A 23,255-nucleotide genomic window follows, 5' to 3' on the forward strand; every position below is an offset into this window, starting at 1 on the left:
CCTCAGCCCGTCGCCCGGACCTGACAGGGCACCCCGTTGACAACCTGAGTGTTGCTGGGGACGTCGAGCAGATCAGGCGGGTTGAGCAGGTTGGAGTTCACGCCGGGATGTTCGTTGGCGACGCCCAGTCGGCTGCCCGGCAGGCCATGTCCCCAGCCGTGCGGCAGGGACACCACCCCGGGCATCATGTCGTCGCTGACCTCCACGGGCACAACCACTTTCCCTTCCGATGTGCTGATCTCGGCCAGCTCGCCGTCACCGATCCCGACGCGGCGGGCATCGTCGGGGTGCATCAGCAGCGTGCATCGGTCCCGCCCACGCATCAGCGCTGGCACATTGTGCAGCCACGAGTTGTTCGACCGCAGATGCCTGCGACTGGTGAGCAGCAGCGACTCCTCGGCGCGGTCTATCCGCGCCCGCAATCGGGGCACGTCATCGGCGAACAGGTCGTGCATCAGCTCGATGGCCCCCGACGGCGTGGTGACGGCTGAGTCCAGCCGGCCGTCCTGCAGTTCGCCCAGCCGCAGGCCGTCGGGGTGCGTGCGCACCTCGTCGAGGGTCAGGCCGTCGGGATTGGCGCCCAGACCGTCACCCCAGGGACCGAGTCGGATGTAGAGATCGTATATACGCTCGGGCCCTTGACCTTTCAGAATGCTCATCACCTCGGCCGGATCGCGTCCGCTCAGCGGAGTGCCCGGCTGAGTGCACATGGTGGCGACCAGACCACCGGTGTAGAGGTCGTCCATCGCCGGGACGTCGACGTCGGCCATCGGGGTGCCCAGCAGTGCGCCCGAAAGACGTAGCAGCACTTCCCATTCCATTGGCCGAGAAGGATCCGGCGCAAACAGCGGCTCCGACCACTTCAGGCAGGAGGCGACGGCGTAGATCCAGTACAGATCGTCGGCGTGCGGACGCTCCAGCGGCGAGAGCCCAGGGAAGATGACGTGGGCATGCCTGGTGGTCTCGTTGAGCCAGTTGTCCACGCAGATAAGGGCATCCAGGGACGCCAGCGCCTCGTCGAGCCGCCCGGCCGCCGGCGCAGAGATCGCCGGGTTGCCCGCGACCGAGATCATGGCGCGAATGCGCCCGTCGCCCGGGGTGAGGATCTCCTCGGCCAGGCAGCTCACCGGGAATTGGCCGAGCACCTCCCCGACCCCGCGCACACGCGACGCGAAGCGGCCGAACTCCCAGCGCGGGCCCGGCTGATCGGGTGGCTTCATGAACATCGGCGAGTACACCGCCGGGGTCGGGAACACCGCTCCCCCGCGCCGGTCGACCGCACCGAGCGCGGTGTTCAGCACGAACACCAGCCAGGTGGACAAGGTGCCGAATTCCTGGGTACAGGCCCCGATGCGGCTGTACAGCACGGGATTCGACGCCGATGCCAGATCGTGTGCGAGCTCGCGGATCGTCTCGGCCGGGATTCCGCTCGGCCCTTCAACGGCTTCCGGGGTGAACGGGTCGGCCAGGGCGATCACCTCGTCGAGCCCCTGGACCCGGCCGTCGAGATGCGGATGGGCACGCAGCAATCCGTCGGCAGCCAGCGTCCGCAGAACCGCGAAGAGCACCAGGGCGTCGGTGCCAGGACGGATCGGCACCCAGTCGGTGGCGCGCTGCGCGGTCTCGGTGCGGCGAGGGTCGATGACCACCACCCGACCGCCGCGGTTGCGGATGCCGGTCAGATGACCGACGACGTCGGGCGCCGAGAGCATCGATCCCTGCGAGGCCGCGGGATTGGCGCCGATGACCACGAGGTGGTCGGTGCGGGCCAGGTCCGGGATCGGTGCGTTCCACATCCCGCCGAAGAGCAGGGTGCCGACGACGTTCAGCGGCCACTGGTCGACCGTGCCCGGCGAGTAGTACGCGCCCATCCCGGCCGCCGCGCCCATCCCGACCAGGGCGCCGATGTACGAACTCAAACCCAGGTTGTGCGCGACCGGATTGCCGACATACACCGTGACCGCCCGCGCGCCGTCGCTCTCCAGCACCGGACGAAGCACCCGCTCGGCTTCGGCGAACGCCTCGTTCCAGGAGACGGCGACGTGAGTTCCGTTCGGCTGCTTGACCATCGGCGACCGCAGCCGGTCCGGATCGTCGTGCAACTGCCCGAGGACCGTGCCCTTGGGGCAGATGTGCCCTGCCGACCACACGTCGTCGGGGTTGCCGCGGATGTCGGTGACCCGGTCCTCGTCGACCGTGACTCGCAACCCGCACATGGCCTCGCAGAGCGGGCACGTCACCCGGTGGACAACGCTGCCGGCCTGACCCGACTTGTGTCTGGACACCTGTCCATGTTAGGCCGCCGTGTCAGCCCGGCACAATGGTCAGGGCTGTCCCCGACCGGCACGCCAGTCGCCGATCGCCGACAGTCGCCGCCGCTGCTGGGCGGCGGCGCGGGCGTCCAGGGCGCGGTCGCGCTCCTCGAGGCGGCCGATCACCCGCTCTCGATGCTCGACGGGATTGGCGTCGTCGTACTTGAACTTGGCCTCGACTCGCTCGACCGCGAGTCGCACGCCGCGGATGCCGGGCAGCATCCGGCCGTACGGGTCCTGAGCTTCGGCCACCTCGGCATGGCGGCCTTCGGGCTGAAAGTCGGCAAGCTGAGACCGGAGGATCTCGACCTTGCCGTGCGGATCATCGATGATCGTTGGGCGACAGACGAATTGGACGGATGCGTAGTAGCTGGTCGGCACTCCGTCCTCGTCGGGACCGCCGGCCTTCGCACGCCAGTAAGTCGGGATGTAGGCGTAGTCGCCGATCACCGCGACTCGCACCTCGGCGGCTGCTTCCAGATGTGGCCAGACCGGATTGGGCCGCGCCAGGTGGATCAGCAGCTCCGCACCGGCCACCGTGAAATGGGTGGGCACCAGCACGGGGGCCTGCGCGGGGTCGACGTTGTTGACCGCGAGGACTCCGAATCGGTCGGTCGACGCCAACCAGTCCCGCCATTCGGCGTCGTCCAGCGCGGCATCCCAGGGATGGATCAGCATGTCCACCATTGCATCAGGCAAGGCAAGAGATTTACAGCTGGACGGGTTCCCCGCCTTCAGTCGACGGGCGCGAAGGTGAGATGCAGCTCGCTCAGGCCGCGCAGCAGAAATGTCGGCTCGTACCGGTATCGACGGGCGCCGGCGGGTCCGTGCTGGGTCTCGTCGATGGCGATGTCGGTCATGCGGTCCAGCAACCGGTTCAGCGTGACCTTCGCTTCAACACGGGCGAGCGGCGCGCCGGCACAGGTGTGGATGCCGCGGCCGAACGTGATGTGTTCGCGGATATTCCGGCGATCTAGGTGGAACTCGTCAGGTTGGGAGAACTTGCGCGGGTCACGGTTGGCCGCACCCAGGCAGAGCATCAGCACGGTGCCTGCCTTGATCTCGACGCCGCCGAGAGTGGTGGTCTTGCGGGCCAGCCGGAAGTCGACCTTGGTGGGGCTTTCGATGCGCAGCGACTCCTCGATGAAGTTGCCGATCAGGCTGCGGTCGGCGCGCAGCTTGTCCTGGAGGTCCGGACGCTCGGCCAGCACCCGGGTCGAGGCGCTGAGCAGTTTGACGACGGTCTCCTGGCCGGCGGCGAACAGAAATGTCGCCGCCCGTACCACGTCGACGACGTCGGGCGTCGTACCGTCCGGGTACGTCGCTGCGGCAAGGGAATTCAGTACGTCCTCGCGGGGATGCTGTCGCCGGTCGTTGATGTAGCCGGTGAACTTGCCGTCAAGCCACTCCAGCGGGTTGACCGCGACAGGTGTGTGATCCAATGCGCCGACGGCACTTCCGGGTTCCTTGCCGGCGCCGAGGCTCGCCCGGAACTCCGCCCGGTCATCCTCCGGCACACCCAGCAGGTCGGCGATCACCAGCGTCGCGAACGGCTTACCGTACTCGGTGAGCAGCTCACACCTGCCGTTGCCGATGAACTCGTCGAGCTGGCGATCGGCCAACTCCCACATGAAGTCCTCGTTCTCTTTCAGTCGCGCGGGGGTCAGCAGGCGGCTCAGCAGCGAGCGGGCGCGCGTGTGCGCCGGAGGATCCATCACCACCATCATTTCGTTGATGGGGAACAGATGTCGGTGCGCTTCGATCTGTTCGGAGATGTCGTCTCCCTCAGGCTCGAATGGCAACGGCGGGAACGGACCGCCGATGGCGTTGACCGCCGAGAATGTCTCATAGTCTTTGAAGGCCGCGACTGCCTCGTCGTAGCCGGTCACGGCCACGACTCCATAATTCGGCTCGCGAAACACCGGGTTCTGCGCACGCAGGTAATCCAAGTACTCGTAGGGATCCTGGGCGATGTCCTGGTCGGAGAAGTAGTCCGCTGTCGCGAAATCGGTCATTTTTGGCGGCCTTTCATGATGCTGATGGCTTGGCGGGGGCAGGCCGCCACCGCGGCCTCGACCCGCTCGCGGGCGCCATCCGGGGGGTTTCGACGCACGTGGCCAGGTCGTCGGATTCGACGTCGAAGACATCCGCAGCCAGCTCGACACACAGCGCATGGCCTTCGCACAGGTCCCGGTCCACCCGTACGCGCCAGTGAACAGCGGCCAGCGAGCACCCCTTCCATATTTGATCGATCGATCAAATTCCGCATTGGGTCATGCTTACCACGCCCGGAAATCGGGGGTCAAGAGCCGCGCCGAATGGCCTGCTGGCCAAGCGAGTAACTCTCCTGAGAAGATGACCGCTATGGCGCCGACACCGAAGAGTAAAGACAAGGACGCCGGCGCGCGGGAACGCCTGATGGAGGCGACCGCTCACATCATGCGCGAGGAGGGGTACGCCGCCGCGACGTCGCGGCGCGTATCGGCGCGTGCGGGGGTCCGATCCGCATTGGTGTACTACTACTTCCCGACGATGGACGACCTGTTCGTCGCCGTGCTACGGGCGGGGTCGGATGCGTCGCTGGCGAAGATGCGTCAGGCGATCACCGCCGACGAGCCGCTGCGTGCGTTGTGGTCCATCAACACCGACCCGCGGTGGACCGGCCTGTACGCCGAGTTTGTCGCACTGGCCAACCACCGCAAGGTGATCAGCGCCGAACTCAAGTCCTACGCCGAACGCGTCCGGGACATCGAAACCGCCGCTGCGACGGTCGCTCTGCGCGCACGTGGCATCGACCTCACCGAGTTTCCGCCGGTCGCGATCTCGATGCTCGTTGCCCAGACTGCGCGCAGCCTGTGCAACGAGAGCGCGATCGGGATGACCGAGGGTCACGAGGAGCTACGAGAACTGGTAAACCGCTACCTGGATCTGGTCGCCTCTACCGATGGGGCGCAAGCTACTTGAGCATGCTTCCGCCGTCGACCGTCATCGGCAGGCCGGTGACGTAGCGTGACTCGTCAGAAGCCAAGAACAACACCGCATTACTGATGTCGACCGGCTCGACCCACCCGATCGGCAGCACGTGCATCATCTGGGCCACGACGGCCATGTCGTCGGCGCCCGGGTTCTCCAGGTCCGGGCGGAACAGCTTCATCGTGCCCTCGTTCATGAACAGCGGGGTGTTCACATTGGTCGGATGCACCGAGTTCACCCGGATCGAGTGGTGCCCTAGCTCGACGGCGAAAGTCCGCATCAGCCCGACCACGCCATGCTTGGCGGCGATGTAGTGGCCGGTGTGCGGGTAGGCCTTCAGACCGCCGACCGAGCTGGTCAGGATGATCGAACCACCGCGGCCACCCGAGATGAGATGCGGAACAGCCGCTTTCACGCTCTTCCACACGCCGGACAGGTTGACGTCGATCATGTCGTTCCAGTCGGCTTCGCTGGTGTGGTCGAGTGTCTGGCCACCGTTACCGATGCCGGCATTGGCCACGATGACGTCGAGGCGGCCCAGCTGCTCGACTCCGCTGTCCACGGTGGCCTTCACGGCTGCGTAGTCACGAACATCGACCTCTGCGGTGACCACCCTGCGGTTGAGGTTCTTCACCAGATCGGCCGTCTCGGCCAGGTCGTCCGGCGTCGGTGCCGGGATGTCCTCATTGCTGCTGATGCGCTTGCACACATCGATCGCGATGATGTCAGCGCCCTCCTCCGCCAACCGGACCGCGTGGCTGCGGCCCTGGCCGCGCGCAGCGCCGGTGATGAAAGCGACCTTGCCCTCGACTCTTCCAGCCATGAAAACCCTCGTCTCCGAAGAACCTGACGCGCACCCCGCGCCGGACGATTATTCGACGATCAGAAATTTGATCGATCGATCAATACTGTGGCAGCGGGGCGTGCTCGTGTCAAGGTCAGCTCACGACGAACCGGCTTCGCTGCGCCGCTCCTCGAGCACCCGTTGTTGTTGATCTGCGATGGCCTGATTGAGACGAGATGCCTTGGGCCAGCCGTAGTACGCCGCGAAGTGCAGCGCCAGTTCGTCCATCTCGGCGAACGACAGGTCACGGCTCTTCAACGCGGCGTACACGTGGCTGAGGATCGGAACCTCAGCGTCCTGGAACGCCACGCACGCCAGCGTGATCAGTCGGCGTTCCCTCATCCCGAGTCCGGGGCGCAGCCACATCTCACCGAAAACGAAGTTCAGGATCCCCGCTCCGGAGTACGGGTTGTCGCGGATGGGCGCGAACGGAATGCAGTTGATCTCCTTGAAGGACTGCTCTCCGACCACCAGCCGAATCTCGGGATCGCTCGGCGTAATCAGCGGCAGCAGTGGGTCCGGCGGCGGCGGAGCCTGGCCACGGTCTCGATGGATCCGCTCCCACTGGTCATCGACCACCATGTTGAACCACGACGCTTTCGGCCAGCCGGCGTACACCGCGAAATGCAACACCGCTTCCCGCATTTCGGTGATCGATACATCGCCGCTGTTGAGAGCGGCGTACACGTGGTCACGCAATGGCGCCTCGGCATCGGCCGCCGCCACGCACGCCAGGGTGACGAACCGCCGGTCGCGGCGGCTCAACCCGGGACGGCGCCAGACCTCGCCGTAGACGAAGTCGATCAGCCCGGTCGCGGCAGGCGTGTCATCCTGCGGCGCAGCGAAAGTCATCACCTCGGCGAACGCACGCCGACCACGCTCGCGTCGGTCGGCGTCCATCATCGGATCGTCACGCCGGCGTCGACCTTGAGCTCGGTTCCCGTCACGTAGCGGGATTCGTCGGAAACCAGGTACAGCACCGCATTGCTGATGTCGATCGCGTCGACCATTACCACCGGCATCGCATTCAGGAAGATCGGGACCAGATCGGGTCGCCCTTCGCCAAGCACCCGGTGAAGTGACTCCGGGCGCATACCCGTCTCGACGCCGGTCGGATGCACCGTGTTCACCCGAACACTCACCGCGGCAAGCTCATTGGCCAACGCTCGACTCAACCCGACGACACCGTGCTTGGCAGCCGTATATGGCAGATGCAGGGGGGTACCCTTCAGCCCCGCTGCCGAGCTGATGTTGACCAGACTCCCACCATGCGTGACCAGGTGCGGCAGCGCCGCGGCACACGTGTTCCACGTACCGATGAGATTGACGTCCAACACCGTTCGCCACTGCTGCGGGGTGGTGGCATCCCAGGCCCCCACCGTGAGCACGCCCGCGTTGGACACCGCCGCATCCAGCCCGCCGAGTTGCGCCACCCCGTCGTCGACTGCAGCGGCCAGCGCTGCGGCATCGCGCACGTCGACCACATGGGTGACCGCCCGCCGGTCGTGTTGCTCCACGAGCCGGGCCGTCTCCTGCAGGTCTTCGCGCGAGGACAGCGGATACTCCAACTCCGGCAACGATTCACAGATATCTACCAGGATCAGGTCGGCACCCTCTTCGGCCAGCCGCACCGCATGGCTGCGGCCCATCCCACGAGCAGCCCCGGTGACCAGGATCCGCTTACCGGCGACCCGTCCACTGTGTTCCACAGAAGCTCCTAGAGTTTGTTGGTGAATCCCGCATCGACGGGGAAGGTCACCCCGGTGACGTATTTGGCCTCATCGCTGACCAGGTAGGCGATCGCCGCGCTGATGTCCTCCGGTTCCAGGAGGTCTACCGGCATGGGGTTCTGCAGGTGCGGTCCGCCGTCGGGGTAATTCTCCAGAAAGGCGGTCATCGCGGGATTGACGGCCATCATGGTGCGTACCGCGGTCGGATGCACCGTATTGACCCGAATGCTCTGCGGTGCAAGCGCATTGGACAATGTGCGCATCAATCCGACGAGACCGTGTTTGGAGGCCGCGTATCCCAGTCCGCCACCTTGCACTCCACCGAATCCCCGCAGTCCGGCCGTCGAGCTGGTGAACACGATCGACCCGCCCCGCTGCCCGGCGAGCAGGTGCGGGATCGCGGCCTTGGCGGTGTGAAACGCACCTGCCAGGTTCACGTTGAGGACATCGGTCCACTGCTCGAGCTCTTCGTCGATCGTCAACTCACGGAAGGCCATGGTGGCGATGCCGGCGTTGGCACACACGATGTCGAGGCGGCCGAACTGCTCGACACCGGCATCCAGCGCGGCATTAACCGCGTGGAAGTCGCGGACGTCGGCAACCGCGGCAATCATCCTGCCCCCCTTGGCTTCCACGAGTCCGACGGTTTCGTCGAGCTCGGTGCGGCTGGCCATCGGGTAGCCGTTGGAGGGGATGTCGGCACAGATGTCGATGCCGATGATCCGGGCCCCCTGCTCGGCCAGGCGGATGGCGTGACTGCGGCCCTGGCCACGAGCAACACCAGTGATGAACGCGACCTTGCCGTCGAGAGATCCCACTTGATCCGCCTCCACTCAGTAACCAGGTTACTGCGGTACAGTAACCTGGTTACTCACCGACGGCAAGGGCATCCGTGGACAAGGCAGAGAAGACGAGCGGGACCGATGTCGACAGTCGCGACCGGATCATCGACATCGTCGTCGACATCCTGGAGACCGAGGGATACGACGCGGTGCAGCTGCGCGAGGTCGCTCGGCGATCCCGCACGTCGCTCACCACGATCTACAAGCGCTATCCCACCCGGGACCACTTGATCCTTGCCGCGCTCGAGTCGTGGATGGATGAGCACCGCTACGCCGGCCTGAGCCAGCAGCACCACGATCCCGCCGAGTCCGTCTACGACGGGATGATGCGCGTGCTCGGCACCATCTTCGAGCCGTGGGAACGGCATCCCGAGATGCTCAAGGCCTATTACCGCTCCCGGTCGGCCACCGGACGCGAACTCCTGCTGCACCGCGGGCTCGACAACGTCGTCCCCGCGGCGATGGAGGTACTCGACGGCGTCGACGAGGACTTCGTCGCCGATCTCGACACCGTCTTGGCCACCGTGATTTTCGGCCTGTCCGGACGCTTTGCCGCCGGTGAGATCGCGATCACCGACATCCTGCCCACCATCGAACGAACTGTCCGGTGGTTCACCGCCGGCTACGAGGCGACCCGCGAGTAGCCCGTCTGTGGCTCGTCGGTGGGCGCTACCGTCTTGGCATGGATTCTTTTCAGGCACTGCTGGCACGTCAGGACGGCGATCAGATCACCGCGTCGATCGAGACGCTCGACGCCTCCGAACTCCCACCCGGCGACGTGACGATCCGGGTCGCCTATTCCAGCGTCAACTACAAGGACGCGCTCGCACTGACCCCGAAGGGCGGAGTCGTCCGGGACTACCCGATCGTGCCCGGCATCGACCTCACCGGTGAGGTCGTGGAGTCCGACTCCCCCGACTTCGCCGTCGGTGATCAGGTCCTGGCGCACGGCTACGCGATCGGCACCGGCCACCACGGCGGCTATGCCGAGTACGTCCGACTGCCCGCCGATCAGGTTGTCGCGTTGGGCTCGCTGACACCACGGGAAGGCGCGGCGATCGGAACGGCAGGCTTCACCGCCGCACTGAGCGTCGAGGCCCTGATCGCCCATGGCATCACCCCCCAGGACGGCCCGATCGTCGTCACCGGCGCCACCGGCGGTGTCGGATCGGTCAGTGTGGACCTTCTCGCAGCCGCCGGATTTCAGGTGGTGGCCTCCACCGGCAAGGCCGAGGCGGCCGACCATCTCAAGGCCCTGGGCGCCGCGGAGGTCATCGCACGCCTGCCCGAGGACCCGGACGCCAAGCCACGCCCGCTGGGCAAGGCTCGCTGGGCGGGTGCCGTCGATTGCGTCGGCGGCGCCACCCTGGCCGATGTGATCAGCACTCTGGAATACGGCGGGGCCGTGGCGGCCAGCGGGCTGACCGGTGGCCCGGGGCTCAATACGACGGTGTTGCCGTTCATCCTGCGCGGGGTGTCACTGCTGGGCATCGACTCGGTGCTGCTGCCCATCGGTCCGCGCCGCGCGCTGTGGGAGCGCCTGGGCGGTGAACGCAAGCCGCGCCACCTCGACGACGTCACCCACGAGGTCGACGTCAAGGACGTCATCGAGGTGATCGACCAGGTGCGGGCCGGAAAGTACTCGGGTCGTGCGGTGGTGCGGGTCGCCGGCGGCTTCTGAGGTGAACAACAAAGCGGGCCACCGGTTTTCACCGGTGGCCCGCTTCGTTGACTTACGACCGCGTTACGCGGCGCCCAGGGTCCTCTGGAGATCGGGCTTCATCGCCTGAAGCTCGCGACCCCAGTAGGCCCAGTTGTGGGTGCCGTTGTTGGGGAAGTTGAACACACCGTTCTTGCCGCCCGCGGCGATGTAGTTGTCGCGGAAGGTCTCGTTGGTGCGAATCGTCAGACCCTCGAGGAAGGTGGCCGGCAGGTCGCCGCCGCCCAGCTCGTTGGGCTGGCCGTTACCGCAGTAGATCCAGATGCGGGTGCCGTTGGCGACGATCGTGGGGATCTGCACCATCGGGTCGTTGCGCTTCCAGCCGCTGTTCGGATCCTGCGTCGGGCCCCACATGTCGTTGGCCTTGAAGCCGCCGGCATCACCCATGGACAGGTTGATCAGGAACGGCCACGAACCTTCAGACGGGTTCAGGAAGCCCGACATCGAGCCGGCGTAGATGAACTGCTGCGGGTGGTACACCGACAGGATCAGCGAGGCCGAGCCGGCCATCGACAGACCGATCGCGGCGCTGCCGGTGGGCTTGACGTCCCGGTTGGCCTGGAGCCACTGCGGCAGCTCCTGCGTCAGGAAGGTCTCCCACTTGTAGGTCTGGCAACCGGTCTTGCTGCACGCCGGCGAGTACCAGTCGGCGTAGAAGCTGGACTGTCCGCCGACCGGCATGACGATCGACAGGCCGGACTGGTAGTACCACTCGAACGCCTGGGTGTTGATGTCCCAGCCGTTGAAGTCGTCCTGCGCACGCAGGCCGTCGAGGAGGTAGACGGCGGGCGAGTTCGGGCCGCCGCTCTGGAACTGGATCTTGATGTCGTGACCCATGGCGGGCGACGGAACCATCAAGTACTCCACCGGGAGCCCCGGACGGGAGAACGCGCTCGCAGTTGCCGATTCTCCGACCAGGCCGATCAGGCCCGGAAGAGCCGCAGCCGCGACAGCAGCGACTGCCAATCGACGCGGCAGGCCGCGCACCTTGTCAAACAAGGACTTCACCAATCCACCCCAGCTTTCTATGACCCCGGTTCTCGGATTCAGAGTTGAGTAAAACACGTCGTCTCGAACCTGTGAAAGTCCGCCACGTTACCCAACTCGTTGGTTGGGGGTTGTCACGGGGATAAACAAAAACTAATGTCACTTTTAGTTTTCTGCTTGCCAGCACCTCGACGCCGATCTCGGGAGATTCCATGGAATCCTTCACTCACCTGCGCAAAGGCACCACTCCGCGGCGAATCCACGCCGATCTCGACGGCCTCAAAGACGACGAACTGGGCCGGGGCGGATTCACCGGCCGCACCGCCAATATCTACCGCCGTAACGATCCCACGACATTTCGTGCCAGCGGCCCCCTGCGTCCGCTCGATCTGCTGTCCAGTGAGCTCAAACCAAGCGATGCGACCGACCCCGCGGGCGCTCCCCTGCTGCTGTTCTCCAATGACGACTGCCGCATCTCACTGAGCCGGCGCGAGGCCGCCATGCCGTTCTATGTGCGCTACGTCGACGGCGACCTGCTGTCCTTCGTCCATGAGGGCAGCGGTCGCCTGGAAACCGAGTTCGGCCCGTTGGACTACCGCACCGGCGACTGGATCTATATCCCGAAGGCGTGCACCTGGCGACAGACACCCGCTTCCGACGGTCCGGCAAGCACCTGGCTGATGATCGAGGCCACCGACGAATTCCGCGTGCCTCCCGCCGGCCCGCTGGGCCGGCACTGGCCCTTCGACCCGTCCCAGGCCGTCGTCCCGGACCCGGCGCCGATCGACGACGGCGACGGGCCCCACACCGACGGTGAGTACGAGGTGCGGCTGTATCACCGCCCGATCGACGGCGTCGAGACCACGACTCTGCGCTATCCCCACAACCCGATCGACGTCGAAGGCTGGCGCGGCGACAACTACGCCTTCACCTTCAACATCGACGACTACAACGTGATCACCTCCGATAGCGTGCACCTGCCGCCGATGGTCCATCTCTTCATGGAGGCGACGGGCGTCTACGTGTGCAACTTCCTGCCGAAGCCGGCCGAATCGGTGCCCGGCACCGAACGCACGCCCTGGTATCACCGCAACGTCGATTTCGACGAGATCGCCTTCTTCCACGGCGGCTCGCTCTACGGCATTCCGATGCCACCCGGACTGATCAGCCACGCCCCGCAGGGCGTGCACCACGGTGCGCCGGAGAAGGCCCGCGAACGGGCCCGGCGAAAGTTCGACGATTTCACCCGCGTGGACTGGAAGGTCATCGCGATCGACACCCGGAGGCGTTTGGTGCCGTCACCCGAAGTTCTGGCCAACGATCTGGGGCAACACTGATGGTCACGCCGGTCAAGCGCGCCTATGAGCGCATCCCGTATCTGATTGCCTACCAGAACACTTCAGCCGTGCGGGACGTCTACGGCGGGGTCGCCGAGTTGGTCGTGCTGGAAAGCTATCTACTCAAGCCGACCACCCCCTCGGATACCGTGCTGGTCTTCATGCACCCGATCGGCGGTGGCGCCTACCTGCCGATGATCAACGCACTGGCGCGGGCGGGGCATCACGTCATCTACTGCAACAGCCGCTTCCGGGGCACCGACTCAGGGCTGCTGATGGAGAAGGTGGTCGAGGATCTCGGCGAATGCATCAAGGACGCCAAGGATCGGCTGGGCTACGCCAAGGTGGTCCTGGCGGGGTGGAGTGGCGGTGGCTCGCTGTCGGTGTTCTATCAGCAGCAGGCGCAGCACCCGACGATCACCGCCAGTCCGTCCGGTGACGGTCCGGATCTGACCAAGCTCGGCTTGCTGCCCGCGGACGGCATCATGCTCCTGGCCGCGCACATCAGCAGGCACGGCACGATGACCGAGTGGATGGACGCGTCCATCCTCGACGAGAGCGACCCGACCAAGCGCGACCCGGAACTCGACCTGTACAACCCGGACAACCCCAATCAACCGCCGTACACCCAGGAATTCCTGGAGCGCTACCACCAGGCGCAGATCGCCCGGAATCGGCGAATCACCAAGTGGGTCAAGGACAAACTGGCCGCCCTCAAGGCCGACGGACGGCCCGACGACGAATTCTGCTTCGTCGTGCACGGCACGATGGCCGATCCGCGCTGGCTCGACCCGACCGTCGACCCCAACGAGCGCGCACCCGGCACCTGCTATCTGGGCGACCCGCAGGTGGTCAACATGAGCCCCGTCGGGCTGGCACGGTTCTGCACCCTGCGCAGCTGGCTGTCACAGTGGAGCTATGACGACGCCAACGGGGACGCCGTGAAGGCCGGCCCGGACATCGCGGTGCCGGCACTGGTCATCGGCAATCTCGCCGACGACGCCTGCACGCCCAGCCATACCCGCCGGCTGTTCGAGGCCATCGGGCATCCCGACAAGGAGATGCACGAGATCCCGGGTGCCAACCACTACTACTCCGGGCCGGACCAGAAGGAGACGCTGCGCCAGGCCGTCGGGATCGTCACGGACTGGCTGGTTCGGCACGACTTCGCGAAGGTTGACTAAATGGGTGATCACGTCACAGGTCCGCTGGACGGAATCCGGGTCATCGAGGTCGGCACGCTGATCTCCGGACCGTTCGCGGGCCGACTGCTCGGCGACATGGGCGCCGAGGTGATCAAGGTCGAACCGCCCGGCGCTCCCGACCCGCTGCGCACCTGGGGTCAGGCCGAGTTGGACGGCCACCACTTCTTTTGGACGGTGCACGCCCGCAACAAGAAGGCGGTCACCCTCAACCTCCGGGAAGCGCGGGGCCGCGACCTGTTCCTCGATCTGGTCGCGAAGTCCGACATCATCGTCGAGAACTTCCGGCCCGGCACGCTGGAGAAGTGGGGCCTCGGTTACGACGTTCTGCGCGAACGCAATCGGGGCATCATCCTGGTCCGGGTGTCCGGTTACGGGCAGACCGGTCCGGAGTCGGCGAAGGCCGGCTACGCCTCGGTCGCCGAGGCGGCCAGCGGGTTGCGCCACATGAACGGCTTCCCCGGCGGGCCGCCGCCGCGCCTGGCGCTGTCGCTGGGCGACAGCTTGGCCGGGATGTTCGCCGCGCAGGGCGCGCTGGCGGCGCTGTACCGGCGGACCGTCACCGGTGAGGGGCAGATCGTCGACGCGGCACTGACCGAATCGTGTCTGGCGGTGCAGGAGTCGACGATCCCCGACTACGACATCGGCGGCGTGGTGCGCGGACCGTCGGGCACCCGGCTCGACGGCATCGCCCCGTCGAACATCTACCGCAGCGCCGACGGCAGCTGGGTGGTGATCGCCGCCAACCAGGACACCGTCTTTCGGCGGTTGTGCGCAGCGATGGGCCAGCCCGAGTTGGCCCAGGACGACCGATTCGTCAATCATGTTGCGCGCGGACGCAATCAGGACGAGCTCGACGCGATCATCGGTGACTGGGCGGCGACCCGCGAGCCCGGCGACATCATCAAAACGCTGAGCGAGGCGGGCGTCATCAGCGGACCGATCAACACCGTCGCCGAAGTCGTCACCGACCCGCAGCTGCTGTCCCGCGGCATGATCGCCGATCACTGGGACGAACGTATCGGCCGCAATGTGAAGGGCCCGGGCGTGGTTCCGGTGTTGTCGGAATCCCCCGGCACCATCCGATCTGCGGGCTCGTCGCGGCCCGGACAGCACAACGGTGAGGTGTACGGTGAACTTCTGGGCCTGCGGTCCGAGGAGATCGCCGATCTGGAGTCTCAGGGAGTGCTATGAGCAACCTGCCCGGCCACGTCACGATCCGCGAGGTCGCGCTGCGTGACGGCCTACAGATCGAAGACCCGATTCCGTTGTCCGCCAAGCTCGAACTGCTCGCGGCGATCGCCGCCACCGGCGTTCGGGAAGTCGAGGCGACAGCCTTCGTCTCCCCGTCGAAGGTGCCCGCGCTGGCCGACGCACCGGAGTTGGCCGCCCATCTCGGCGACTACCCCGAGATCGACTTCTCCGCACTCGTGGCCAGTCCGAACGGTGCCAAGCGGGCCATCGCCGCCGGGCTGCGTTCCGTTGAATACGTGGTGTCGGCGGCCGACGCCCACAGTCGCGCCAATGTCGGCCGCAGCAGCGCGGACGCCACCGCGCAGATCGCCGACATCGTCGCGATTGCCCACGACTCCGGGGTCAGCGTCGAGGTCATCATCGCCACCGCCTGGGACTGCCCCTTCGACGGCCCGACCCCACCGCAGCGTGTCCTCGACATCGTCGACGCCGCTTGCGAATTCGGTGCGGACCGCCTGGCCATCGCCGACACCATCGGCACCACCACGCCGGGGCGGGTCACCGCGCTGCTGGATCAGGTCGCTCCGCGCATCGGTGACCTGCCGTTGGGTGCTCACTTCCACAACACCCGCGGCACGGGGCTGGCCAGCGCGTATGCGGCGGTCGCCGCCGGTGTGACACGGCTCGACTCGTCGGTGGGCGGTCTTGGCGGCTGCCCGTTCGCGCCGGGGGCGAGCGGCAACATCGCCACCGAGGACCTCGTATATCTGTTGCGTGACAGCGGAATCAGCGTCGACGTCGACCTGGCTGCGGCGATCAACGCGGCAGCCGTCGCCAGATCGGTGGTCGGCCACGATCTGCCCAGCGCACTGCTGCGCGCCGGCGACCGGATCACGAACTGAGCTGACACCGCGCCTCATGGAATCGACTCGGGTGGATCGGTGGCTGTGGGCGGTCAGGCTGACGAAGACCCGCCCGGACGCCGCCGCGGCGTGCCGAGGCGGGCACGTCCGGGTCAACGACCGGTTGGCCAAGCCCTCGACGACGGTCTCTCCCGGTGACGAGGTGCGCGCACGCGTCGGCGACACGACGAGGATCGTCGAGGTCGTCCGGGTGATCGCCAAACGGGTGGGCGCGGCCGACGCCGTCACCTGCTATCTGGACCGCACGCCCAAACCGCCCAGTGTTCCCGCCGTGCCAGTGGCGGCGCGTGATCGCGGAGCCGGCCGGCCGACCAAGCGGGACCGCCGCGCGCTCGACAAGTGGCGTGCGAGCCAGTGGTGAGCTGAGCGGTCGCGCTACTTGCTCAGCGTGAACTGGCAGACGTCGGTGTAGCGGTTGCGGAACAGGTCCGCGCACCCGGTCAGGTACTTCATGTAGCGGTCGTAGACCTCTTCGGACTGGATCGCGATCGCCTCATCTCGGCGCGCCTCGAGTGCCGCCGCCCACAAATCGAGGGTCTTCGCATAGTGCTGTTCCAGGGACTGGACGAGATCGGTTGTGAAACCGGCCTTTCCGGACAGATCCTTGACGATGTCGCGGGTCGGCAGGTGGCCGCCGGGGAAGATCTCCACCGAGATGAACTTGAAGAACCGCAGCAGGCTCATCGTGATGGGCAGCCCACGTGCCTCCATCTCGGCCCGCGGGATCTGCATGATGGAGTGCAGCATCATCACGCCGTCGTCGGGTAGGGCGTCGTAGGCGAAGTCGAAGAACGCGCTGTAACGGTCCGCCCCGAAGTGCTCGAAGGCCCCGATCGACACGATCCGATCCACCGGTTCGTCGAACTGCTCCCAGCCGCACAGCAGCACGCGGCGGCTACGCGCGGTGTCCATCTCCGCGAACGCGCGTTCGGCGTGAGCCTGCTGATTGCGGCTCAGGGTCAGCCCGACGACATTGACGTCGTACTTCTCGATCGCACGGCGCATCGTGGCGCCCCAGCCGCAGCCGACGTCCAGCAGGGTCATACCGGGCTCCAGACCCAACTTGCCGAGCGACAGATCGATCTTGGCGAGCTGCGCCTCCTGCAGCGTCAGATCGTCGCGCTCGAAGTAGGCGCAGCTGTAGGTCTGGGTCGGATCGAGAAAGAGCCGGAAGAAGTCGTCGGACAAGTCGTAGTGCGACTGAACGTCCTCGAAGTGTGGCTTCAGGTGTGACGTGGTGCTTGCTGGGTGTGACAAGGAAGGGCCTCTGACTTTTCGGCTGACATTCGTGCAGCTCCAATTGCTCAAGAGCCTCCCCGACCACTCGTAAGCGTACGCAACGATGTCAAGCTGACGTTGCCAGGAGCAGTGTTGAAGCAGGTCAGCTTCGGAATTCACGGTCGCGAGAAGTCTTGCCAAGCGTCAGAACGAAAAGTAACGTCAGCTTTAGTTTCCCATCAGAAAGCACGGGGGCCAGCCATGGAACCGTCTCGCCGTTCGCGCAAAGCGGACCGGACCGCCGACGGACCGCGCGAACTGAGCTCCAAGGGTCGCCAAACCCGCCAAGCCATCGAGGACGCCGCCCGAAAACTCTTCGCCGAACGGGGTTTCCACGGCACCACTCTGGTCGACATCACCTCGGCGGCGGGCAGGTCCCCCGCGGTGTTCTACCGCTATTACGACGACAAAGAGGACCTGCTGGCCGCACTGGCCGGTTCGTTCCTGCACGACGTCGTGCTTCCGTCCGGCCTGCGACTGCATCTGCCCGAATCCCCGGACGACACCCACTTCTTCGTCACCGTGGTCAGCGCCTACTGGGACATGTTCAAGCAGAGCATCGGTGTCATGGTCGCCGTCGACCAACTCGCCGCCACCGAACCCCGGTTCGCCGCCCTGCAGAACCAGTTCCGTCAGTTCGGTATCGACATCGTCGCCGCGTCGGTGCTGCGCGCCCAGGAGCACGGGTACGCGGCCGGCCTGCAACCCGAGCACACCGCCTTGGCGATCGCGCTGCTGTTCGAACAGTTCACCACCGTGTGCCTGCGTCCCGACAGCGCGGGCCTGGGTCTGCGCCTGTCCGACAACGACGCCGTGACGACCCTGTCTACCATTTGGAAGAAAACGCTCTACGGCTATTGATTTGATTAGGAGATCAGCGTGGATTTCTCTCTGCCCGAACACCTTACGACCCTGTTGGCCGAAATGGATGCGTTCATCGAAGCCGACATCAAGCCCCTCGAGCGGGAACACATCCAGTACTTCGATCAGCGTCGCGAGTTCGCCCGCACCGACGTCGAGAACGGTGGCATTCCCCGCCGGGAGTGGGAGGATCTGCTCGACGAGATGCGCCGGCGAGCCGATAAGGCGGGGTGGTTGCGGTACGGGCTGCCGTCGAAGTTCGGCGGCCGGGACGGCACCAATCTCGATATGGCGGTGATCCGGGAACACCTGGCACACAAGGGGCTTGGCCTGCACAACGATCTGCAGGACGAGTCCTCGATCGTCGGCAACTTCCCGCAGGTCATCATGATGGACCGGTTCGGCACCGACGACCAGAAGAGCGAATGGATCGAGGCGATGCTGACCGGCACGCGGTCCATGGCGTTCGGACTCACCGAACCGGACCACGGCTCGGACGCCACCTGGCTGGAGACCCGCGCCGTCCGCGACGGCGACGACTGGGTGATCAACGGCAACAAGCGGTGGAACACCGGTGTGCACCGGGCCACCCACGACCTGGTGTTCGCGCGCACCTCCGGCGAGGCCGGTCAGGCGCGCGGCATCACCGCGTTCCTGGTTCCGTGCGACGCCGAAGGGTTCGAGGTGCCGTACTACTGGTGGACGTTCAACATGCCCACCGACCATGCCGAGGTCGTCCTGCGCGACGTGCGGATCCCCGCCGATGCCGTCCTCGGCGAGGTCGACCATGGCCTGGAGGTCGCCCAGACCTTCCTGCACGAGAACAGGATTCGCCAGGCGGCAAGCAGCCTCGGCGCCGCCCAGTACTGCATCGACCGCGCCGTCGACTATGCCGGCAAGCGGGTGACGTTCGGCAAGCCACTGTCGGTCAACCAGGCCGTGCAGTGGCCGCTGGTCGAGCTGCAGACCGAGGCTCAGATGGTGCGACTACTGGTCCGCTACGCGGCCACCGAACTCGACCGCAATCATCACCTCGAGGTGTCCGACAAGGTGTCGATGGCCAACTACCGCGCCAACCGGCTGGTGTGCGAGGCGGCCGACCGGGCCATGCAGGTGCACGGCGGAATCGGCTACAGCCGTCACGAACCGTTCGAGCACATCTATCGGCACCACCGCCGGTACCGCATCACCGAGGGCGCCGAGGAGATCCAGATGCGTCGCGTGGCCCAACGGATGTTCAAGTTCGGCAAGCCGGCTCGCTGACATGGCCGCCGAGACGCTGGCCGCGGATCTGGCCGACCTACTGCGCCCGCTGCTCGGTCCCCAGACCGACGTGGACAACCTGCGCGCGTTGACCGGTGGGGCCAGCCGCACCACCTGGGCGTTCGACGCGGTCACCGGATCGCAGCGCCGCGCACTGATTCTGCGCACCGGGCCGCCGGATGACGTCCACGCCGGGATGGAACTGGAGGCGGCCGTCCAGGCGGCGGCCGCCGCGGCCGGCGCGCCGGTACCCGAGATCCTGGTCGCCTCCGATTCGGTTGAGGCGCTGGGTAATCCGTTTCTGATTTGCGGTGAGATCGCCGGCGAGACCATCGTTCGGCGTATACAACGCCAGCTCGACGATGACGGCAGGGCGAAGCTGCTCCGGCAGTGCGCGCAGGCGCTGGCGGCGATTCATCGCGGCGCGGCCGACGCCCCCGGCCTGGCCGAGCAGGACCAGATGGCGGAGTGGCACGGGCGCCTGGACGAGATGGGCGACACCACAGCGACATTCGAGTGGGCGTTTCGATGGTTGGCGGCCCACCGGCCGCCGGCGTCGCCGCTGCGGCTTGTGCACGGCGATTTCCGGATGGGCAACCTGATCGTCGACGGCTCGGATCTGGCGGCAGTACTGGACTGGGAACTGGTCCACATCGGCGAGATCTACGAAGATCTGGCCTGGTTCTGCATCCGGGCCTGGCGGTTCGGCGCCCCGTCGAGCATGGCAGCCGGTGGCCTGGGCAGTATCGATGATTTCGTCGCAGCGTATGAGGAAGCCGGCGGTGCGACCGTCGACCGCGCGACGTTGCGGTGGTGGCTGGTGCTGGCCACCCTGCGCTGGGGGGTGATCTGCCGATTCCAGGCCGAACGGCACCTCAGCGGCCAGACCCGGTCGGTCGAGCTGGCCGCGATCGGCCGGCGGGTCTGCGAGACCGAATGGGATGTGCTCGACCTACTGGAGGGTGCGTCGTGACCGGACTCAACGGACGGCCCACAGCCGCCGAACTCGTCGCCGCCGTCGCCGAATTCCTCGCCGGTGACGTCCGGTCCAACACCACCGGGTCGGTCAACTTCCACGCCCTCGTCGCCGTCAACGTCTTGCGCACCGTGGAACGCGAATTGCTCGACGAGACCGCCGCCGAACCGCAGGCCGCTCTCGAGGGGCTCGGCTATCGGGACGAAGCCGCGCTGGCCGCGGCCATCCGCGCCGGGGAGCTCGACAGCCGCGGCGACGAGGTGATGCGCTGCCTTCGCGCCGTGGTCAAGCACCGGGTGGCCATAGCCCACCCCGGATACGACTCACCCGAAGGAGGTTCGCCGTCGTGACCACCGAGAGCCAGATCCTGCAGGCCGCCGACCGGCTGTTCGCCGCGATCACGCAGGGCGATGTCGGCGCGGTGGCAGCGTTGTGGGCCGACGATGTCACCGTCTGGCACACCGGCGACGAGCGCGACAGCGACAAGGCCCGCGCTCTCAAGGTGATCCGGTGGTACGTCGGCGCCACCACCTACCGGCACTACGACGTGCTCGACCGGCAGGTGTTCGACGGTGGCTTCGTCCAGCAGCACATTCTGCGATGCACCAACACCCGCGGTGAAGACGTGGCCTTGCGGGTATGCCTGATCGTGAAAGTCGGAGACGACGGCCTCATCCGGCGAATCGACGAATACCTCGACCCCGCCGACCTGGCACCGCTGCTGACCTGAGGCCACGGCGAAAAGGAGATCAGATGTCCGCGCTGCAGACGTTGCTCGACGACTCCACCACGGCTCGGCAATGGCAGTTGGTGCCCGCGCGATCCTCCGTGCGGTTCACGAACAAGACCTTCTGGGGTCTGCTCACCGTCACCGGCGAATTCACTGATGTACGCGGTGACGGCCAGCTCGGCGCGAATGGCGCGGTCACCGGCGAACTCGTGATCGGGGCCGCGTCGCTGAAGACCGGGATCGGGAAACGCGACGAGCACCTTCGCTCGGCGGATTTCTTCGACGTCGAGAAGCATCCGGAGATCCGCGTCGCCGTCACCGGCGTCGACGGTGACACCCTGCTCGCCACCCTGACGGTGCGCGGCACCACCCGCCCGCTGCGGTTGCCGCTCACGTTCAGGCTGCTCGGCGACGGCACCGTACAACTGACGACCCAGACGACGATCGACCGAACGGAACTCGGTGTCGACGGCAACATGATCGGCATGATGCCGGCCACCACCACGCTGCTCGCCGATGTGGTCTTCGCACCAAAGGCCGAATAGAACCTGCCGAACGCCCTAGGCGGCAGGGGTTTTCGCAGTAGCATCGGCTGCGTGTCTCGCCCGGGCGCACGGCCCCTCCACGTGCTGGTCTACAGCAGCAATGCCCGCACCCGCGATGAGGTGCGCCTGGCGTTGGGCAAGCGGGTCCACCCCGAACTCCCGGATCTCACCTACACCGACGTGGCGACCGGGCCGATGGTGATCCAGCTGATGGACGCCGGCGGATTCGATCTGGTGATCCTCGACGGCGAGGCGGCTCCCGTCGGCGGGATGGGCATTGCCAAACAACTCAAAGACGAGATCGACGACTGCCCGCCGGTCCTGGTGCTGACGGGCCGATCCGACGATGCGTGGCTGGCCAACTGGTCGCGCGCCGAGGCCGCGGTGCCGCACCCGATCGACCCGGTGCGACTCGGCGAGGCGGTCGTAGGTTTGCTGCGCACATCCGTGCAGTGACTTAAACGCCAATTACGCTGTCGCCCTTGCCATCTCGGACCGAGAGTGGCCGCGCTCAGCTATCGAAGACATCCTAACGAAAATGCGTCGAGCCACGTCTCAAGATCGGTAGGCTGTGTCTTAGCTCACATCTCCAGCCCAAGCGAGGAGTGACACAGCTTTATGAATTTGTATCTGCCCATCCTGGTGCTGGGTGTCATCGCGGCCGCGTTCGCGGTGGTCTCGGTGGTGATCGCGCTGGTGATCGGGCCTCGGCGGTTCAATCGGGCCAAGCTGGAAGCCTACGAATGCGGGATCGAACCGGTGGCCGGAGAGGCGGCCGGTCAGCGTTTCCCGATCAAGTACTACCTGACGGCGATGTTGTTCATCGTCTTCGACATCGAGATCGTGTTCTTGTATCCGTGGGCGGTCTCCTTCGATTCGTTGGGGACGTTCGCGCTGGTGGAGATGCTGATCTTCATGGCGACGGTGTTCGTTGCGTACGGGTACGTGTGGCGCCGGGGCGGTCTGGAATGGGACTAGAGGAGGCGCTGCCGGGCGGCATTCTGCTGTCGACGGTGGAGAAGGTCGCCGGGTTCGTTCGCAAGGGGTCGTTGTGGCCGGCGACGTTCGGATTGGCGTGTTGCGCCATCGAGATGATGGCGACGGCAGGCCCGCGGTTCGACATCGCCCGCTTTGGCATGGAGCGGTTTTCGGCCACTCCCCGGCAGGCCGATCTGATGATCGTGGCCGGCCGGGTGTCGCAGAAGATGGCGCCGGTGCTGCGGCAGGTGTACGACCAGATGGCCGAACCCAAGTGGGTGCTGGCCATGGGGGTGTGCGCGTCCAGCGGCGGCATGTTCAACAACTACGCGGTGGTCCAAGGGGTGGATCACGTGGTGCCGGTGGACATCTATCTCCCCGGGTGCCCGCCGCGGCCGGAGATGTTGTTGAACGCGATTCTGGCGTTGCACGCCAAGATCGCCGAGATGCCGTTGGGGGTGCACCGCGCCGAGGCCGTCGCCGCCGCCGAAAAGGCCGCGCTGGCCGCACCGACCACCTTGGAGCTCAAAGGGCTGCTGCGGTGAGCGACGAGGGCGAGG

General features: G+C 66.3%; 26 protein-coding genes and 1 pseudogene. 17 read left to right on the plus strand and 10 right to left on the minus strand.

Annotated features, from left to right (window positions below):
* Positions 1-2 precede the first annotated feature (2 nt).
* From D3H54_RS20965 to D3H54_RS20980, 4 genes and pseudogenes are all read right to left on the minus strand, one after another.
* Complete coding sequence (locus D3H54_RS20965) at positions 3-2,285, minus strand: molybdopterin-dependent oxidoreductase (protein WP_286198957.1); 2,283 nt, start codon at positions 2,283-2,285, stop codon at positions 3-5.
* Between the two features lie 39 nt (positions 2,286-2,324).
* On the minus strand, positions 2,325-2,990 hold the full coding sequence (locus D3H54_RS20970) for an FMN-binding negative transcriptional regulator (protein ID WP_149380816.1): 666 nt from the start codon (positions 2,988-2,990) through the stop codon (positions 2,325-2,327).
* 56 nt (positions 2,991-3,046) lie between these two features.
* A complete protein-coding gene (locus D3H54_RS20975) occupies positions 3,047-4,327 on the minus strand; it encodes a cytochrome P450 (RefSeq protein WP_149380818.1) in 1,281 nt (426 codons plus the stop codon).
* Positions 4,324-4,538: pseudogene (locus D3H54_RS20980) on the minus strand (ferredoxin). The gene D3H54_RS20975 and the pseudogene D3H54_RS20980 overlap by 4 nt, the downstream one beginning before the upstream one ends.
* Before the next feature lie 138 nt (positions 4,539-4,676).
* On the opposite strand from D3H54_RS20980, the gene D3H54_RS20985 reads away from it, so the two are divergent.
* Positions 4,677-5,276: a TetR/AcrR family transcriptional regulator gene (locus tag D3H54_RS20985; protein WP_149383659.1), complete on the plus strand. Its 600-nt coding sequence runs from the start codon at positions 4,677-4,679 to the stop codon at positions 5,274-5,276.
* Here D3H54_RS20985 and D3H54_RS20990 read toward each other — a convergent pair.
* The 4 genes from D3H54_RS20990 to D3H54_RS21005 all read right to left on the minus strand — a co-directional run bounded on the left by D3H54_RS20990 (position 5,269) and on the right by D3H54_RS21005 (position 8,677).
* Complete coding sequence (locus tag D3H54_RS20990; protein ID WP_149380820.1) at positions 5,269-6,108, minus strand: mycofactocin-coupled SDR family oxidoreductase; 840 nt, start codon at positions 6,106-6,108, stop codon at positions 5,269-5,271. The two genes, D3H54_RS20985 and D3H54_RS20990, sit on opposite strands and share 8 nt — an antisense overlap.
* 120 nt (positions 6,109-6,228) lie before the next feature.
* Entirely contained in the window at positions 6,229-7,029 is an 801-nt protein-coding gene (locus D3H54_RS20995; RefSeq protein ID WP_432246370.1) for a carboxymuconolactone decarboxylase family protein, read from the minus strand.
* Positions 7,029-7,838, minus strand: a complete 810-nt coding sequence (locus tag D3H54_RS21000; protein WP_149380824.1) for a mycofactocin-coupled SDR family oxidoreductase — start codon at positions 7,836-7,838, stop codon at positions 7,029-7,031. The genes D3H54_RS20995 and D3H54_RS21000 overlap by 1 nt, the downstream gene beginning before the upstream one ends.
* Positions 7,839-7,846: 8 nt before the next feature.
* The gene (locus D3H54_RS21005; protein WP_149380826.1) at positions 7,847-8,677 is read right to left on the minus strand and encodes a mycofactocin-coupled SDR family oxidoreductase; all 831 of its coding nucleotides are present in this window, start codon (positions 8,675-8,677) and stop codon (positions 7,847-7,849) included.
* A gap of 74 nt (positions 8,678-8,751) precedes the next feature.
* On the opposite strand from D3H54_RS21005, the gene D3H54_RS21010 reads away from it, so the two are divergent.
* Entirely contained in the window at positions 8,752-9,345 is a 594-nt protein-coding gene (locus D3H54_RS21010; protein ID WP_149380828.1) for a TetR/AcrR family transcriptional regulator, read from the plus strand.
* Positions 9,346-9,383: 38 nt separating this feature from the next.
* The gene (locus D3H54_RS21015; RefSeq protein ID WP_149380830.1) at positions 9,384-10,382 is read left to right on the plus strand and encodes an oxidoreductase; all 999 of its coding nucleotides are present in this window, start codon (positions 9,384-9,386) and stop codon (positions 10,380-10,382) included.
* A gap of 63 nt (positions 10,383-10,445) precedes the next feature.
* Here the strand turns inward: D3H54_RS21015 and D3H54_RS21020 are convergent, their stop codons facing one another.
* A complete protein-coding gene (locus tag D3H54_RS21020; protein ID WP_168214931.1) occupies positions 10,446-11,429 on the minus strand; it encodes an esterase family protein in 984 nt (327 codons plus the stop codon).
* Positions 11,430-11,620: 191 nt separating this feature from the next.
* Here D3H54_RS21020 and D3H54_RS21025 point away from each other — a divergent pair, with 191 nt between their 5' ends.
* From D3H54_RS21025 to D3H54_RS21045, 5 genes are read left to right on the plus strand one after another with little or no spacing between them, the layout of a single operon-like run.
* Positions 11,621-12,745 carry a homogentisate 1,2-dioxygenase gene (locus D3H54_RS21025; protein ID WP_149380832.1) on the plus strand — a complete coding sequence of 375 codons (1,125 nt, stop codon included), beginning with the start codon at positions 11,621-11,623 and terminating at the stop codon, positions 12,743-12,745.
* Positions 12,745-13,929, plus strand: coding sequence for an alpha/beta hydrolase family protein (locus tag D3H54_RS21030; protein WP_149380834.1), 1,185 nt, complete (start codon positions 12,745-12,747; stop codon positions 13,927-13,929). Before D3H54_RS21025 ends, D3H54_RS21030 begins: the two co-directional genes overlap by 1 nt.
* Positions 13,930-15,141, plus strand: a complete 1,212-nt coding sequence (locus tag D3H54_RS21035) for a CaiB/BaiF CoA transferase family protein (RefSeq protein ID WP_149380836.1) — start codon at positions 13,930-13,932, stop codon at positions 15,139-15,141.
* Positions 15,138-16,043, plus strand: coding sequence for a hydroxymethylglutaryl-CoA lyase (locus D3H54_RS21040; protein ID WP_149380838.1), 906 nt, complete (start codon positions 15,138-15,140; stop codon positions 16,041-16,043). The genes D3H54_RS21035 and D3H54_RS21040 overlap by 4 nt, the downstream gene beginning before the upstream one ends.
* Before the next feature lie 16 nt (positions 16,044-16,059).
* On the plus strand, positions 16,060-16,425 hold the full coding sequence (locus D3H54_RS21045) for an RNA-binding S4 domain-containing protein (protein ID WP_149380840.1): 366 nt from the start codon (positions 16,060-16,062) through the stop codon (positions 16,423-16,425).
* 14 nt (positions 16,426-16,439) lie between these two features.
* On the opposite strand, the gene D3H54_RS21050 is transcribed toward D3H54_RS21045, so the two are convergent.
* Entirely contained in the window at positions 16,440-17,321 is an 882-nt protein-coding gene (locus D3H54_RS21050; protein WP_168214932.1) for a cyclopropane mycolic acid synthase family methyltransferase, read from the minus strand.
* A gap of 222 nt (positions 17,322-17,543) precedes the next feature.
* On the opposite strand from D3H54_RS21050, the gene D3H54_RS21055 reads away from it, so the two are divergent.
* The 9 genes from D3H54_RS21055 (at position 17,544) to D3H54_RS21095 (ending at position 23,240) form a co-directional block, all read left to right on the plus strand.
* Complete coding sequence (locus D3H54_RS21055; protein ID WP_149380842.1) at positions 17,544-18,203, plus strand: TetR/AcrR family transcriptional regulator; 660 nt, start codon at positions 17,544-17,546, stop codon at positions 18,201-18,203.
* 18 nt (positions 18,204-18,221) lie between these two features.
* Complete coding sequence (locus D3H54_RS21060) at positions 18,222-19,466, plus strand: acyl-CoA dehydrogenase family protein (RefSeq protein ID WP_149380844.1); 1,245 nt, start codon at positions 18,222-18,224, stop codon at positions 19,464-19,466.
* 1 nt (position 19,467) lies between these two features.
* Entirely contained in the window at positions 19,468-20,439 is a 972-nt protein-coding gene (locus D3H54_RS21065; RefSeq protein WP_149380846.1) for a phosphotransferase family protein, read from the plus strand.
* Positions 20,436-20,792 carry a DUF6285 domain-containing protein gene (locus tag D3H54_RS31880; RefSeq protein WP_149380848.1) on the plus strand — a complete coding sequence of 119 codons (357 nt, stop codon included), beginning with the start codon at positions 20,436-20,438 and terminating at the stop codon, positions 20,790-20,792. The genes D3H54_RS21065 and D3H54_RS31880 overlap by 4 nt, the downstream gene beginning before the upstream one ends.
* Entirely contained in the window at positions 20,789-21,172 is a 384-nt protein-coding gene (locus D3H54_RS21075; RefSeq protein ID WP_149380850.1) for a nuclear transport factor 2 family protein, read from the plus strand. The genes D3H54_RS31880 and D3H54_RS21075 overlap by 4 nt, the downstream gene beginning before the upstream one ends.
* A gap of 23 nt (positions 21,173-21,195) precedes the next feature.
* Positions 21,196-21,717, plus strand: a complete 522-nt coding sequence (locus D3H54_RS21080; RefSeq protein WP_149380852.1) for a YceI family protein — start codon at positions 21,196-21,198, stop codon at positions 21,715-21,717.
* A 51-nt stretch (positions 21,718-21,768) separates the two neighbouring features.
* Entirely contained in the window at positions 21,769-22,173 is a 405-nt protein-coding gene (locus tag D3H54_RS21085; RefSeq protein WP_149380854.1) for an Rv3143 family two-component system response regulator, read from the plus strand.
* 162 nt (positions 22,174-22,335) lie between these two features.
* Positions 22,336-22,695 carry an NADH-quinone oxidoreductase subunit A gene (locus tag D3H54_RS21090; RefSeq protein ID WP_149380856.1) on the plus strand — a complete coding sequence of 120 codons (360 nt, stop codon included), beginning with the start codon at positions 22,336-22,338 and terminating at the stop codon, positions 22,693-22,695.
* A complete protein-coding gene (locus tag D3H54_RS21095; RefSeq protein WP_083120991.1) occupies positions 22,686-23,240 on the plus strand; it encodes a NuoB/complex I 20 kDa subunit family protein in 555 nt (184 codons plus the stop codon). The genes D3H54_RS21090 and D3H54_RS21095 overlap by 10 nt, the downstream gene beginning before the upstream one ends.
* Positions 23,241-23,255 lie beyond the last annotated feature (15 nt).

The organism is Mycobacterium sp. ELW1 (assembly GCF_008329905.1).
GTDB lineage: Bacteria > Actinomycetota > Actinomycetes > Mycobacteriales > Mycobacteriaceae > Mycobacterium.

Bases quoted from the DNA above. Each gene is read 5' to 3' on its own strand.
- D3H54_RS21055 (WP_149380842.1), top strand. From the start codon at position 17,544: ATGGAACCGTCTCGCCGTTCGCGCAAAGCGGACCGGACCGCCGACGGA.
- D3H54_RS20985 (WP_149383659.1), top strand. From the start codon at position 4,677: ATGGCGCCGACACCGAAGAGTAAAGACAAGGACGCCGGCGCGCGGGAA.
- D3H54_RS21035 (WP_149380836.1), top strand. From the start codon at position 13,930: ATGGGTGATCACGTCACAGGTCCGCTGGACGGAATCCGGGTCATCGAG.
- D3H54_RS21095 (WP_083120991.1), top strand. From the start codon at position 22,686: ATGGGACTAGAGGAGGCGCTGCCGGGCGGCATTCTGCTGTCGACGGTG.
- D3H54_RS21025 (WP_149380832.1), top strand. From the start codon at position 11,621: ATGGAATCCTTCACTCACCTGCGCAAAGGCACCACTCCGCGGCGAATC.
- D3H54_RS20970 (WP_149380816.1), bottom strand. From the start codon at position 2,990: ATGCTGATCCATCCCTGGGATGCCGCGCTGGACGACGCCGAATGGCGG.
- D3H54_RS21065 (WP_149380846.1), top strand. From the start codon at position 19,468: ATGGCCGCCGAGACGCTGGCCGCGGATCTGGCCGACCTACTGCGCCCG.
- D3H54_RS21040 (WP_149380838.1), top strand. From the start codon at position 15,138: ATGAGCAACCTGCCCGGCCACGTCACGATCCGCGAGGTCGCGCTGCGT.
- D3H54_RS21090 (WP_149380856.1), top strand. From the start codon at position 22,336: ATGAATTTGTATCTGCCCATCCTGGTGCTGGGTGTCATCGCGGCCGCG.
- D3H54_RS21080 (WP_149380852.1), top strand. From the start codon at position 21,196: ATGTCCGCGCTGCAGACGTTGCTCGACGACTCCACCACGGCTCGGCAA.
- D3H54_RS20990 (WP_149380820.1), bottom strand. From the start codon at position 6,108: ATGGCTGGAAGAGTCGAGGGCAAGGTCGCTTTCATCACCGGCGCTGCG.
- D3H54_RS20995 (WP_432246370.1), bottom strand. From the start codon at position 7,029: ATGGACGCCGACCGACGCGAGCGTGGTCGGCGTGCGTTCGCCGAGGTG.
- D3H54_RS20975 (WP_149380818.1), bottom strand. From the start codon at position 4,327: ATGACCGATTTCGCGACAGCGGACTACTTCTCCGACCAGGACATCGCC.
- D3H54_RS21015 (WP_149380830.1), top strand. From the start codon at position 9,384: ATGGATTCTTTTCAGGCACTGCTGGCACGTCAGGACGGCGATCAGATC.
- D3H54_RS21030 (WP_149380834.1), top strand. From the start codon at position 12,745: ATGGTCACGCCGGTCAAGCGCGCCTATGAGCGCATCCCGTATCTGATT.
- D3H54_RS21045 (WP_149380840.1), top strand. From the start codon at position 16,060: ATGGAATCGACTCGGGTGGATCGGTGGCTGTGGGCGGTCAGGCTGACG.